Source organism: Thioclava sp. FR2 (genome assembly GCF_051200875.1).
GTDB lineage: Bacteria > Pseudomonadota > Alphaproteobacteria > Rhodobacterales > Rhodobacteraceae > Pseudotabrizicola.
The window spans coordinates 3811391-3825089 of sequence record NZ_CP195191.1 but is presented as its reverse complement, the minus strand read 5'-3'; the positions used below and the strand labels follow the sequence as shown (position 1 = coordinate 3825089).

The window sequence follows — 13699 nt, the reverse complement described above, 5'->3', positions numbered from 1 at the left end:
CTTTACCCTTCTGAAAGATGCTGTGAGGCGATCGTCAAGTTCATATTGTAGAACTTTGAGATCAGGCCCAATGCAGTCAGGTCACTCAGCGGTACAGTGACAATGCTGGTGATCACGCCCTTGTCGACCGTGGTTGCAACCTCGGCATTTGGCGCGACCGAAGCCAGCGTTTCGGTGAGGTATTCTTCGGCTTCAGTCAGATCCATGATCTTGCCCACGGAAACTGCCCGGTTCGTGTCCTGCATGACGCGCATGATGGTTGAGCGGGATCCAAAAACCAAAGAGGCGTCTGCGATGATCGCCATAACGACCAGCAGAACGGGCAGCCAAATGACGAACTCGACGGTGGCCGAGCCCTCTTCCTGGCGGACGAAGCGTGGAACATTGGAACCAGTAACAAACCGCTTGAAAAAATGGTGCATTTGGGTTCTCCCACAACGCATTACAAAACCTGTGATTGCACTTAGTCCCCAGATTTCGTCCATAATGTGCCGCTCAGAAGGCAATTTCATAAAAAATGTGTCCCTCTTTGCCGAATTGGCGCCAAATTTGCCCGGCGGAACCGCGCAAGCATCCGCGCCGAACGGGAAGTTTGCCGAGTGATTGTTCTTCGCTTGCTGCATCGCACCCTGCCCCAGAGTTCCAAGTTCGACAGAGGGAAAAAGCCGCATCTCGACGCGTGCCGGTGTGTCCGCGTTAAGAATTTGACAGGTTTCCCGCCGTTAGAGGTGGGTATGCAAGTCGCGGGCCAGATCGCCTGACTTTTGGAAAATTTGCCTGCAATAGGTAAAAAAATCGGGGCAGAACCGGGGTAAGGCCGTCTTTTATCGAATCAGATTCTAATTTTAGGCGTCTTTACACAGCCGTTTGGATGTCTGTCGTATCCATCAGGGATACAATAAACAAACAGCCTTGATGATCGTTCATATTCCAGTGGGCAATCATACTGCGGATGCACCATCGCCACAATTTTGCCGCGCTGTCCCCGTTTCTTCGGCGAGCGATAGTGTGGCCAGAATTCCGTGGGGGCGGGTTTCGGCTTTAACAAGGATGTGAATATGAACCGCGACGCCAAACCTGCTGCCAACACCCGTCTGTCCCCTTGGACGGCCTTTGTTCGCAACGAAGACGGCACGATCCTCTTTTTTGCCGTCGTGCTGATGCTGCTGATGCTGATGCTTGCGGGCATGGGCGTCGACATCATGCGGTTCGAAACCACACGCAATGAATTGCAGCAGACCCTTGACCGGGCGACGCTGGCCTCGGCCTCGATCACGCAGGATCTGGATCCTGAGGCGGTTGTTCGGGACTACTTTGACAAGGCTGGCTTGTCGGACCAGCTAAAGGATGTGCGCGTCACGACCGGGATGAACTTCCGCACCGTCGCGGCAGAGGCGCGCGCGGACACCAACCCGATTTTCCTGCGCCTCTACCAGACCGAAGTCGTTGATCAGATCGAGGCACGCGCCTTCTCAGAGGCTGAACAGCGCATCACCAATGTGGAAATCGCGCTTGTTCTGGACGTTTCTGGCTCGATGGGCGGGGCAAAGCTGACAAACCTGAAAACGGCGGCCAAAGAGTTTGTCCGCACGGTGCTGGAAGCCGATGGCGAAGGCCGAATTTCGATCTTTATCGTGCCCTATAACGGCCAGGTGAACATGTCGCAGGAAATGCAGAACCTGTTCATCAACCGGACCAACGACCACAACGTCACGGATGTGAACTGTTTTGACCTGCCGTCATCCGTCTATTCGGGTCTTGGCCTGCCGATTACGACCACGATGCCGGTGACCGGGCATGTCGACACCTTCTCTAGCACCAGCTACAGCACCAGCTACGTTTCGGCGACGGGTTCTTCGGCAACGCCAAACCCGGCCAACCGCTGGTGCCTGCAATCGACAAACAATGTGATTTTGCCCGCCACCAACGTCATCTCGCGCCTTGAAAACCATATCGACGGTCTGACGGCTGGCGGTGCGACCTCGATCAACGCTGGCATGAAATGGGGCATGGCGCTGCTGGATCCGGAGTCGCGCGCCATCACCAGCGCCATGGTCGCTACCGGTCGCACGCCCGCGCAGTTTGCCGGTCGCCCGTATAACTATGTTGACAATGAAGCGATGAAGGTCGTGGTTCTGATGACCGATGGCGAACATTTCGCCGAAGAACGCCTGAACAGCGGTTATCGGACCGAGGATTCGCCGATCTTCAAAGGCAGCGACGGTTATTATTCCCTTTACCAGAACCGGGCGAACACCAGCAATGACTACTGGGTGCCGCATCGCAATGAATGGCGCAGCCAGCCTTGGCCTGACAGCACCCGTGCGGCGCGCCAAAAATGGAACCAGGTTTGGGAAAACCTGCGCATGACTTGGGTCGCCTGGCAGCTTTACGCCCGCGCCAATGGCAACAGCAGTTCGGTCTACTACTCGACGATGGACATGTTCCGCAGCAAGACCGCGACGACGGACATGGACAGCCAGTTGCAGGGCGTGTGCAACCGGGCGCGTGACAACGACGTGATCGTCTACGGCATCGCCTTCGAAGCGCCGGCCAATGGCCAAGCCCAGATCCAAGCCTGCTCGACCACGCCAAGCCATTATTTCAACGCGGCAGGTCTGGAAATCCAATCGGCCTTCCGCGCCATCGCCTCGAACATCAGCCAGCTGAGACTGACCCAATGAGCAACCGTTTGATCATAGCCCTTCGTCGGTTCCGGCGACGCGAAGACGGCATCGCCACGGTCGAGTTCGCCCTGATGTTCCCGGTGATCTTGGGCCTGTTCCTGTTCGCCGTTGAGCTTGGCCTCTTGATGACCAAACAGGTCATTCTGGAATTCGCGACCGATGTCGCGATGCGCGACCTGCGCTTGGGTCGGATGGTCGACCCAAGCTCGGACGCGTTGAAAGATGAAATCTGCGAACGCGCCAAGATCGTTGCCGATTGCAGGGGCAACATCATGATCGAGATGCGCCCGATCAACACCAATACATGGGAAATGCCAGCAGCGCCCGTCAGCTGTGTCGACCGCGAGGAAGATATCCAGCCCGTGGTGACCTACAACCCCGGCTCGCAGAACCAGATCATGCTGATCCGCGCTTGCGTGATCGTCACTCCTCTGTTCCCCGGCACGGGCCTTGCCGCGATGTTGGACCTGGACGAGTTTGGCGGTTACGGCATGGCGGCTGTGTCGGCCTTTGTGAACGAACCGTCCTGAGGTGATGTGACGATGTTCAAGACTGTAGCAAAATACCTTTCCGACGCCGCTCGGAAATTCACCCGCCGCGAAGACGGTGTGATGGCGATCGAAGTGATCCTCACGATCCCGGTTTTCATCTTTTGTACGATGGGTGTTTACACCTATTGGGACGCGTTCCGTTCACTGAACACCTCGCAAAAGGCCACTTACACGGTTTCCGACATGATCTCGCGTGAGACACGGCCGATTTCGATGGCCTATCTGACGGGCCTGCACGACCTGCTGCAATATATGGTGGGTGACGAATTGCCTGTTGAGATGCGCGTGACCAGCATCACCTTTAGCGGCGTGCGCAACCAGTTTGAGGTTGTCTGGTCCCGCTCGCCCAACAACGAACTTCCGGAATTGACCACCGAAAGCCTTCAGGGCCTTGCGCAGCACATTCCGATGCTTGCTGATGGCGACTCGGTCACGCTGGTGGAATCCAACATGGAATTCACCCCGGCGTTCGAGCAATCTCCGGCCTTCTTCATGTATTTGGGCGAAGAAGTATTCCAGCAGTTCATCATCACACGGCCGCGCTTTGTGCCGCGGATCTGCCTTGAAGGCGTCGCCTGCGGCTGATCAGGCCGAAAACGGGCGGTTGCCCTTGATCAGATCGTCCATCATTTCCGCCACGAACCGCGCTTCGTGGCGGTGCGTCACGCCCCCGACCCCGATCCGGTTGCCGGCCCGCCACCACAGCCCCGGCACCCATCCCCGCGGCCCCGAGGTCTTGGTGACGATGGTGAACCCGCCAGCCGGTTTCAGCGCCAAGGCCCCCTTCTCGACCGAATGGACCTGATCGAGCGTCACCAACACGCGGCCCGTCGTATCGCGGAATTCGGTTTCTGTCAGTTCCAGCCCAATGGTCGTGCCTTGCCAAAGCCGAACGGCCAGCCACAGGATCAGGCCGGAAAACGCGACCAGAAAGATCATCAAGGCCGGCGACCCCGCCAAGGATTGTGTGGCGACCGCCAGAAAGAACAGCCCAAGCGCGGCAAGAAGGCCGGTGCCGATCACGCGTCGCGGCAAAGAGGGCTGCATCCGGGCGATGACAGTGTCGTTCTTTTCGCTTGCCATGTTCTTGACCTTGTTCCTGCGTGGGGCGGGAAATGAGCGGGCCTTTGCAGGCGCGCCCCGATCCGCGTTCTTCAGATAGGCGACGCTTGCCTTCCCGTCGAGACCAAAGCAGGGCCTTTCCGGCACGCTCTGCCTGCAAAGATGGCAATTTCGGCCGTTCGTTCCTTTGGCTTGCTCTGCAAGGCGTGTCGGCATAGGTTTCGCCCTGCAAGACCAGTCGCCTTTTCAGAGAGAGTTCCATGCCCCACCACGTCCCGATGCGCCTGCGATTTCTGGCCGGGATGACGGTGCTGGCGCTTTCGGCTTGCTCTCCCCTGCCGGACACGGGCGTCAGCATGGAAACCAGTGCTTCAGTCTCAAAGGCCGAGACGCGCCTGTTGCCCTTGGATGAAATCCTTGCTCAAGCAGACGCCTTGGCCCGCGATGGGGCCAATACCGGCTCGCTGGAAGCGCGACTTGCCGCTTTGCGCGCCCGTGCCGCCCTCTTGCGGCGGATGTAACCCGGCAAAACCGCACCAGACGGCCACAACCCGAACTTCCCGCATTGGCCGCACCCTGCCCGCGTTGCCTTGCCCCAAAAGACGGGCTAAGAGCGAAACGCAATCAGCCGACGGAGTGTTCCATGTCTTCCCCTGCCTCGCCCCTTCGTCTTGGTCTGGCTGGTCTTGGAACCGTCGGCATTGGCGTGGTCAAGATCGTGCAGCGCCATGCCGATCTGATCGCCGCCCGCGCCGGTCGCCCTGTGGTGATCACCGCGGTTTCGGCACGCGACCCAAAGAAGAACCGCGACGCTGACTTGTCGGCTTATGCGTGGGAAACCGATCCGGTGGCCTTGGCCCAGCGCGACGATGTGGACGTGTTTGTCGAGGTCATGGGCGGCCATGAAGGCGCGGCCCGTCTGGCGACCGAAGCCGCCATCGCGTCGGGCAAGGATGTGGTGACGGCAAACAAGGCCCTTTTGGCCCATTACGGTCAGGAACTGGCCGTAGCCGCCGAAGCGAAGGGCCGTGTGATCCGGTTTGAGGCCGCCGTTGCGGGCGGCATCCCGGTGATCAAGGCCCTGACCGAAGGGCTGGCAGGCAACCGCATCACCCGCGTCATGGGCGTGATGAACGGCAGCTGCAACTACATCCTGACCCGCATGCAGAACGAGGGTCTGACCTATGAGACGGTCTTCGAAGAGGCCCGCAAGCTGGGCTATCTGGAGGCCGACCCGAACCTTGACGTTGGGGGGATCGACGCAGGTCACAAGCTGTCGCTTTTGTCCTCGATCGCCTTTGGCACAAAGGTCGCCTTCGACAAGGTGGAACTTGAAGGCATCGGCAATGTCTCGATCGAAGATATCGAGCTGGCCGATGACATGGGCTATCACATCAAGCTGCTGGGCGTGGCGCAACTGACCGGCCGCGGGCTGGAACAGCGCATGACGCCCTGCCTTGTCCCCGCCGAAAGTCCTTTGGGCCAGTTGCAGGGCGGCACAAACATGGTGGTCCTCGAAGGCGACAGCGTCGGCCAGATCGTGATGCGCGGCCCCGGTGCAGGCGAAGGCCCGACCGCCAGCGCCGTGATGGGCGATGTGATCGACCTTGCGCGCGGGTTTCGGATTTCGACTTTTGGCCAGCCCGCAAGCAGCCTGAAAGAGCCGATTGCCGCGAAATCGGCCACGCCTGCGGCCTATTACCTGCGGATGACCCTTTTGGACAAACCCGGTGCACTGGCCAAGATTGCCACCTGCATCGGCGATGCGGGCATCTCTATCGACCAGATGCGCCAGTTGAACCAGCCCGGCGAAGCCGATGACAAGGCGACTGTCCTTTTGGTCACGCACAAGGCCGCCCCTGCCGATATTGCCCATGCCATGACGCAATTCGGGGCAACCGGGGTCTTGGTCGGCGCCCCTGTGGCGATCCGCATCGAAGAGGTCTAAGGCCCGCGCCGACTCATTGACAGGGTGACGAACCCGCCGGATGCTTTGCCGATTAGTTATTCGATTGGCAGGCCGCAATGATTGTGCATCTTACCGCGCCGCTATTCCTTGCTCTGTCTTTGGCAACCGCCCTGCCCGCTTTGGCGCAGCCGGTCGCCGGAGCCGAAGACCCAGCCTATCGCGAGGCCGTGACCCGCGCGCTGACCGGGGACGATCCGTTGTCAAATGACGCCCTGCACGCCTTGGCCGAGGCTGGCAATGCAGCGGCCTTGGCCGTTCTGCCCTTTGCCCTTTTATGGACACCGCCCAAAGGAAGCCTTGCCGAACGAAACCGCCTGCGAAAGGTGAATGGCGCCCCCCTTGGCGCGCTGGCCGCAGAGCAACACGCGGCCACCGCCCACTGGGCGGCAGGTGCAGCCGGATCACCCGACGAACTGATCACAAGGGCTGAGGCCCTGATTGCCTTTGGCGAAGGCGCAAAAGCGGACATGCTGCTGCTGAACTACCTTCAAGCCACCGGGCTTGGCGGCAAGATACCGGAGGTCTTTCTACATCAGGATCGGCCGGATTGGCTTTTGGCGCTGGGATTGACCTCGCGGCTGAGTTTTCAGGCCACTTCGGGGGATGGGGCCCTGCTGGCCGATCTGTTGAAAAAAGACCGACTGGCCGCGTGGATGACCCTTGCAAGGCTGCGCGAAACGGGGCGGGCCGGCCCGTTTGACGCACATCTCCAGCCGGTGCTGGCCGCGATGGACCCGAACACCGTCGCCGCCAGATTGGAGGATGCCGCAGCGATGTCAGCCCTAGCAATTGCAGGTCAACGGACCACACCGCTTTCTGCGGAAACCTTGGCCCGCGCTCGGGCGCTGCTTGCAGGCCGCCCTGAACTTTCCCTCATATCGGCCTTCTGTTCGGCCCATTGCCCGGCAACAGCCAAGACCTGCGAGACGGCTTTCCTGTCCGATCCGGGTCTTCCCGTCGGCTGGGTCGAGGCGCGGCAACCTTTTGCCGATCTGGTCCCGACCGACAGCTTTCTGCGGTCGGAGATCGGCCTGATGACGCTGCTGCAAACCCGGAAAGACCCCGCCGCCGATGGCGACAGAGACACCGCCTCGGGTCTTGATGCCTGTTATGCCTCTCTTCTGGAACAGGCGGCCACACTTCGCGCCAAACGCTGACAACGCGTCGCGGACTGTTAGCGCCACCAAACTTGCCCCGAGCACACGCAGAAGCTATGCCCACGGCAAGATAATCACCAAAAGGGACAGATCATGGCCAATGCCGCCGAATTCCAGGACCGCCTCCTTTCCTTGGGCCTTGCCCGCGTGTCCGAGGCTGCGGCCTTGGCCTCAGCACGGCTGATCGGGCGCGGCGACGAAAAGGCGGCAGATCAGGCCGCTGTCAATGCGATGCGCGACCAGTTGAACCTGCTGGACATTTCCGGCGTGGTGGTGATTGGGGAAGGCGAGCGTGATGAAGCGCCGATGCTCTATATCGGCGAAGAGGTCGGTTCAGGCAACGGCCCGGCGGTCGACATCGCGCTTGATCCGCTGGAAGGCACGACACTGACCGCCAAGGACATGCCGAACGCCCTGACCGTGATCGCGATGGCCCCCCGTGGCACACTTTTGCACGCGCCCGACGTCTACATGGACAAGCTGGCCATCGGCCCCGGCTACAAACCCGGCACCGTCACCATGGCGATGAGCCCATCGGAACGCGTCTCTGCCTTGGCCGCAGCGAAAGGCGTGTCGACCGAAAACATCACGGTCTGCGTGCTGGAACGTCCGCGTCACGAAGAACTGATTGCCGAAATCCGCTCGACTGGCGCCTCCATTCGCCTGATCACCGATGGCGATGTGGCAGGTGTCATGCATTGCGCCGAACCGCAGGTGACCGGCATCGACATGTATATGGGCTCGGGCGGTGCGCCCGAAGGCGTGCTGGCGGCGGCGGCCCTGAAATGCATGGGCGGCCAGTTCTTTGGCAAGCTGCTGTTCCGCAACGATGACGAACGCGGCCGCGCCAAAAAGGCCGGCATCACCAATTTCGACCGCGTCTATACCCGAGACGATCTGGTGCGCGGCGATGTGATCTTTGCGGCCACCGGCGTAACCGACGGAAGCCTATTGTCGGGCATCAAGCGAGAACCGGGCTATCTGACCGCAGAAACCATCCTGATGCGCTCCAAAACCGGCTCGGTGCGTCGGATGACCTATCGCAACCCAATCAAATAAGGGTGCGCCCGGTTTCCGCCCGGAAACCGGGCAAAATTCTTCAAAGAATTTTGCGGGGGATGGCGATGCCATCCCCCGCTTGCGCTTCGCCGTGACCTCGGGCAAACCCATATCATGTCAGACCGCGCATTCTTGAACATTGAGACCTCGATCCTTGGAAACCGCTGGGTCGGCCCCGCCGCCGAGGAAGACCGGTTGGCCGAGGCCATGGCCCAGATTGCCCGCCTTCCCTTGCCGCTCTGCCAAAGCCTTGTCCGGCGCGGCGTTGCGCCCGAAGAAGTGGCCGGATTTCTTGCACCTTCCCTGCGCGACCTGCTTCCTGACCCGCTGGGACTGCGCGACATGGGGGCCGCCGCAGAACGCTTTCTGGCGGCTGTAAAGACGCGGCAACGGATTGCGGTCTTTGCCGATTACGATGTGGATGGCGGGTCTTCGGCAGCCCTTCTTCTGACATGGCTGCGCCAGATGGGCCGCAGCGGCACGCTGTATATTCCGGACCGCATTGACGAAGGCTATGGCCCCAATGTGCAGGCCATGCAGGCCCTAGGCGCCGCGCATGATCTGATCATCTGCGTCGACTGTGGCACGCTCAGCCACGAACCGATTGCCGCTGCGGGCTGCGACGTGATCGTGCTGGACCACCACCTTGGCGCGGAAACGCTGCCCCCGGCGGTTGCTGTCGTCAATCCGAACCGGCAGGACGAAGACGGCCGCCTTAGCCATCTTTGCGCGGCCTCGGTCGTCTTCCTGATGCTGGTCGAGGCCAACCGACGGCTTCGCGACGAAGGCGTCAAAGGCCCCGACCTGATGGCCATGCTGGATCTCGTGGCCTTGGCAACTGTCGCCGATGTGGCCCCGCTGATTGGGGTGAACCGGGCGCTGGTGCGTCAGGGGCTAAAGGTCATGGCCCGGCGCGAACGGGTGGGGCTGGTCGCCTTGGCCGATGCCGCGCGCATGGACCAATCCCCTTCACCCTACAGCCTTGGCTATGTGCTTGGCCCCCGCATCAATGCGGGCGGGCGCATCGGGCAGGCCGATCTGGGGGCAAAACTTCTCAGCACCGATGACCCGCGGCTGGCCGCCGCCTTGGCTGCGCGTCTGGAAGAGTTGAACGCCGAACGCCGCGACATCACCGAACGGGTGCGGGAAGAAGCCATGGCGCAGGCCGAGGCGCGCGGGGTTGATGCGCCATTGGTCTGGGCCGCTGGCGAAGGCTGGCACCCCGGCGTCGTCGGCATCGTTGCCGCCCGGCTGAAAGAGGCATTTCATCGCCCCGCCGTCGTCATCGGGCTGAACGATGGCGAAGGCAAAGGCTCGGGCCGATCCGTCGCGGGCATTGATCTGGGGGCCTCGGTGCAGCGTCTTGCCGCCGAAGGACTTTTGGTCAAAGGCGGCGGCCACAAGATGGCCGCTGGCCTGACGGTCGATCCGGCCAAGGTGGAACCCGCGATGGCACGTCTGGCCGAGTTGCTGGCGCGGCAGGGCGCAGGCGATCAGGGGCCGCGTGATTTGCGGATCGACAGCCTCCTGATGGCCTCTGCCGCGACCCATGATCTTGTCGACCAGATCGAAGCCGCCGGCCCCTATGGCCAATCGGCCTCTGCCCCGCGCTTTGCCTTTGCCGGGGTCACCCTGTCGGCACGCCGCATCGGGGACCGGCATCTCAAGGTCTCGTTCAGCGATGGTTCTGGCCCGCAACTGGAAGCGATGGCTTTCGGTGCCTACGACTCCGCCCTCGGTCCCGCCCTCGACTCCCCCGGCCACCGCCGATTCCATCTCGCGGGTCGGCTTGAGATGAACCACTGGGGCGGGCGCTCGAAAGTGCAGCTGAAACTGGAAGACGGCGCCCCCGCGGAATGATCAAAAGGTGCATTTTTCCTCTTGCGAGTCAGCAGAGAGGCCAGTATTCACCCCCCACGCTGAACGTGGCCCGTTCGTCTATCGGTTAGGACGTCAGGTTTTCAACCTGAAAAGAGGGGTTCGACTCCCCTACGGGCTGCCACTTCCCCGAACTAAGAACGCAGTTGGAAACCCACGGGTGCGACCTGTCAATTTTGGCTGTCGACCGCGCTGGCCCAACAGGCGACATCGTCCCGCGGCGGCCTCCGTTTTATTTGGGGGGGGCGACGGGTTACGCGTGGGCGTTTTTCTCTGAACGAATGTCAGCCTGATTTTCGGGGGCACTCACATCGGTCGCCCCGGGCGGATGGCCCTCGACACACCGTTTCAGAAGTATCGATAGCGATCACCATAGGTCCCTTTGTCCCCTGCAAGGCCAAGCGAAACCGCATATTTTCCTGCTGGCCCAAGTCGCGCATCTTACATAGCATGCGGATGACGTTTACAGATTAATGGAGCGCCTAAATGGCAAATTTTGCGACAACTCACTTTCTAATTTATAGTGGCACGAGTGTAACCGGGCCCATTTCTTTTGTTAACAGTGGGGCATATTCGACCACTGTTTTCGACGCAAACAACGATGGAAATATCGATTCCGTAGACTATTTCGTAAACTCGGATTTCCCCTATTCCGGATACACCGTTGTCATAAACGGCAACACCTACGCGGTTTTTGAAGATGCATACATTCCAGGGGATTTTTATATTCCATACGCTTCATCTTTCGATGACATCTCGTCTTTCACCGATTCCAGCCAATGGGCGTTCCAAAACACCGGCGACAATGCCATCGTCGCCAATTGCTTCCTGACCGGCACCGCGATTGCCACGCCGTCGGGCGAATGCAAGGTCGAAGATCTGAAAATCGGCGATCTGATCCTGACCGCTGACGGCAGCGCGATCCCGGTCAAATGGGTCGGCCATCAGACCTTCCGAAACAATATCATCAACCTCCCGCTGGCCGCAGACCGCGCGCCGATCTGCATTGCCAAAGGCGCGCTTGGGTCTGGCCTGCCGAATGCCGATCTTTACGTCACCGCCGATCACGGAATGATCATAGATGATCTTTTGGTGAATGCAGGCGCTTTGGTCAACGGCACCACCATTCGCCGCGCAGCACTGTCGGAAATGGACGCGACTTTCACCTTCTATCACGTTGAAACCGAATGTCACGACGTGATCCTCGCCAATGGCGCTAAGGCCGAAAGTTTCATTGATTATATCGACCGTAAAACCTTCGACAATTACGCAGAATATGCCGCACTTTATGGTGACGAGCCAGTGATTTCGGAAATGCCCTTGCCCCGCATCTCCTCGCGCCGCCAATTGCCCGCCGACATCGCCGCCCGTTTTGGTATCGGCGATTTCGGGGCTGATGTGACCGCAGAGGCGATGTCCTTCCTCGCCCGCCTCAGCGCTGCCTGATAAAAACCCTCTGCCCCCTGAAACCTTGGGGGCACAGGTCGCCCTTCGGTCCTCGCCTTTTGAAAATGTAATGTGTCGACATGTTCCGGCGGCATGACTACCTTGTGCCGCAAAAGGCAGGAGTAGGCGCATGGCAGGCGAGGCAGAACCCAAACGGGTCAAGGGAACAGGCGTGAAATTCGCCTATGAAACCCTTCGCGACGAAATTCTTTCGCTCGACCTGCGCCCCGGCTCTGTCCTTGACGAAACCCTGATTGCCGAACGCTTTGCCATGTCGCGGTCCCCCGTCCGCGAGGCGCTGATCCGCCTTGCAGGCGAAGATCTGGTTGTCACACTGTCCAACCGGTCGACCGTCGTCGCCCCGATCGACGTGCAAAGCTTTCCGAAATATGTCGAAGCCTTGGATATCGCGCAGCGGATGAACACCCGTCTTGCGGCCCTGTTGCGCAGCGAGGCCGACTTGCAAAAGATGGCCAAGCGTCAGGCCGAATTCGTCGCCGCCGTGAAATCGCGCAACCATCTGGCCATGTCCGAGGCGAATATGGCCTTTCACATGGCCATCGCCGAAGCCGGACGAAACCCCTATCTTTCCGCCTTTTACGGCCGCCTGCTCAATCAGGGCAGGCGCATGTTGCACCTTCACTTTGCTTATCTCGAGCAGATGAAGGAGGGCATTCTCCTGACCGATGAGCATGACGAGATGATGGCCGCGATCCGCGACCGCGACGCCGAACGTGCCGACAGGCTGGCCCATGCCCACACGCGGCAGTTCCAAGACAACTTCCTGCACTTCATGAAACGAAGCCACCTGACCGACGTACAGCTTGCGCCCGCCCCCGCAGGCTAAGGCAGGTCGGACCCGCTCCCTTGGTCAAGGCTTGGTGGCGGAAGTCGCATAGCGGTGCTCGGACCGCCGCAACAGTGACCCTTTCCACCCCATCACCTGCGATTGGACGCGATGATCTGAAACAGGCCGACCCCGACAGCTTTGCCGCCTATCTGGAAAAATTCCCCCAAATCGACGCGATCCCCACCTTTGGCGGCTACAAGGACGGCACCTTTGACATCGAACAGGCGGTTTCCCTGAACCCCGACGTGATGATCCTCAACCTCGAAGCCAAAGTTGCCACCGATGAGGCGGGCCATGAGGAAAAACTGGCCGCCGTTGGCATCCCGATCGTCTATGACGATTTCCGCGAAAGCCCTTTGAACATACCGCCAAGTCGATCGAACTCATCGGGCAACTTTACGGCAAGGAAGACCGCGCCGCCGAGTTCAACACCTTCTTCGCCGAGGAAATGACCAAGGTCCGCGACGTGATCGCAGCACAGGCCAGCCTGACGCGCCCCTTGGTCTTTGTCGAACGCGCAGGCGGCTATTCCGAGGATTGCTGCATGTCCTTCGGCGCTGAAAACTATGGCCGCGTGGTCGAAGAGGCCGGTGGCACCAATATGGCCACGCCCTTCATCCCCGGCACCTTCGGCACCGTGAACGCCGAACAGATCGTCGCCTCGGACCCCGAAGTTGTGATCGTCACCGGCGGCAATTGGGAAGCCTATGTTCCGGGCGGCGACTGGGTCGGTGTGGCCCCCGGATCAGACCCCCATCTGGCCAAGGCCAAGCTTGCCAAGCTGATGACGCGACCGGGCTTTGTCGGGACGCGGGCCGTCACCTCCGGCAATGCCCACGCCATCTGGCACCAGTTCTACAACAATCCCTACAGCTTTGTGGCCGTCCAACAGATCGCGAAATGGCTTCACCCCGATCTCTTTGCCGATCTGGACCTCGAAGCCACGCTGAAGGCGCTGCATAAACGCTTTCTGCCGATCGACTACCGGCCCGGTTACTGGGTTTCGCTGAACTAAAGCTCCTTGGGCGGCGCGTCGCGCG

General features: G+C 60.4%; 14 protein-coding genes and 1 tRNA gene. 13 read left to right on the top strand and 2 right to left on the bottom strand.

Translation table 11 applies throughout. The annotated features are described in order from the left end of the window. Window positions 1-2: 2 nt before the first annotated feature. Window positions 3-623, bottom strand: coding sequence for a TadE/TadG family type IV pilus assembly protein (locus ACSBLW_RS18530; RefSeq protein WP_435258076.1), 621 nt, complete (start codon window positions 621-623; stop codon window positions 3-5). Between the two features lie 435 nt (window positions 624-1058). Here ACSBLW_RS18530 and ACSBLW_RS18525 point away from each other — a divergent pair, with 435 nt between their 5' ends. From ACSBLW_RS18525 to ACSBLW_RS18515, 3 genes are read left to right on the top strand one after another with little or no spacing between them, the layout of a single operon-like run. Then, entirely contained in the window at window positions 1059-2684 is a 1626-nt protein-coding gene (locus ACSBLW_RS18525) for a pilus assembly protein TadG-related protein (protein WP_435258075.1), read from the top strand. Continuing rightward, window positions 2681-3217, top strand: a complete 537-nt coding sequence (locus ACSBLW_RS18520; protein WP_435258074.1) for a TadE/TadG family type IV pilus assembly protein — start codon at window positions 2681-2683, stop codon at window positions 3215-3217. Before ACSBLW_RS18525 ends, ACSBLW_RS18520 begins: the two co-directional genes overlap by 4 nt. 12 nt (window positions 3218-3229) lie before the next feature. Further along, window positions 3230-3823 carry a TadE/TadG family type IV pilus assembly protein gene (locus ACSBLW_RS18515; protein WP_435258073.1) on the top strand — a complete coding sequence of 198 codons (594 nt, stop codon included), beginning with the start codon at window positions 3230-3232 and terminating at the stop codon, window positions 3821-3823. Here ACSBLW_RS18515 and ACSBLW_RS18510 read toward each other — a convergent pair whose 3' ends face one another. Continuing rightward, window positions 3824-4447, bottom strand: a complete 624-nt coding sequence (locus tag ACSBLW_RS18510) for a hypothetical protein (RefSeq protein ID WP_435258072.1) — start codon at window positions 4445-4447, stop codon at window positions 3824-3826. A 113-nt stretch (window positions 4448-4560) separates the two neighbouring features. Here ACSBLW_RS18510 and ACSBLW_RS18505 point away from each other — a divergent pair, with 113 nt between their 5' ends. The 10 genes from ACSBLW_RS18505 to ACSBLW_RS18460 all read left to right on the top strand — a co-directional run bounded on the left by ACSBLW_RS18505 (window position 4561) and on the right by ACSBLW_RS18460 (window position 13674). After that, window positions 4561-4821, top strand: coding sequence for a hypothetical protein (locus ACSBLW_RS18505; protein ID WP_435258071.1), 261 nt, complete (start codon window positions 4561-4563; stop codon window positions 4819-4821). 122 nt (window positions 4822-4943) lie between these two features. Further along, window positions 4944-6248: a homoserine dehydrogenase gene (locus tag ACSBLW_RS18500; RefSeq protein ID WP_435258070.1), complete on the top strand. Its 1305-nt coding sequence runs from the start codon at window positions 4944-4946 to the stop codon at window positions 6246-6248. Between the two features lie 77 nt (window positions 6249-6325). Beyond that, complete coding sequence (locus tag ACSBLW_RS18495; RefSeq protein ID WP_435258069.1) at window positions 6326-7426, top strand: hypothetical protein; 1101 nt, start codon at window positions 6326-6328, stop codon at window positions 7424-7426. A 93-nt stretch (window positions 7427-7519) separates the two neighbouring features. Continuing rightward, entirely contained in the window at window positions 7520-8485 is a 966-nt protein-coding gene (glpX, locus tag ACSBLW_RS18490) for a class II fructose-bisphosphatase (RefSeq protein WP_435258068.1), read from the top strand. Window positions 8486-8599: 114 nt separating this feature from the next. Then, window positions 8600-10345 carry a single-stranded-DNA-specific exonuclease RecJ gene (gene recJ, locus ACSBLW_RS18485; RefSeq protein ID WP_435258067.1) on the top strand — a complete coding sequence of 582 codons (1746 nt, stop codon included), beginning with the start codon at window positions 8600-8602 and terminating at the stop codon, window positions 10343-10345. 67 nt (window positions 10346-10412) lie between these two features. Beyond that, a tRNA-Glu gene (locus ACSBLW_RS18480) sits at window positions 10413-10487 on the top strand. 362 nt (window positions 10488-10849) lie between these two features. After that, window positions 10850-11809, top strand: a complete 960-nt coding sequence (locus ACSBLW_RS18475; protein ID WP_435258066.1) for a Hint domain-containing protein — start codon at window positions 10850-10852, stop codon at window positions 11807-11809. 130 nt (window positions 11810-11939) lie between these two features. Next, entirely contained in the window at window positions 11940-12656 is a 717-nt protein-coding gene (locus ACSBLW_RS18470; RefSeq protein WP_435258065.1) for a GntR family transcriptional regulator, read from the top strand. A gap of 74 nt (window positions 12657-12730) precedes the next feature. Continuing rightward, a complete protein-coding gene (locus tag ACSBLW_RS18465; RefSeq protein ID WP_435258064.1) occupies window positions 12731-13111 on the top strand; it encodes a hypothetical protein in 381 nt (126 codons plus the stop codon). Continuing rightward, window positions 13036-13674: an ABC transporter substrate-binding protein gene (locus ACSBLW_RS18460; protein WP_435260157.1), complete on the top strand. Its 639-nt coding sequence runs from the start codon at window positions 13036-13038 to the stop codon at window positions 13672-13674. The genes ACSBLW_RS18465 and ACSBLW_RS18460 overlap by 76 nt, the downstream gene beginning before the upstream one ends. Window positions 13675-13699: the final 25 nt, after the last annotated feature.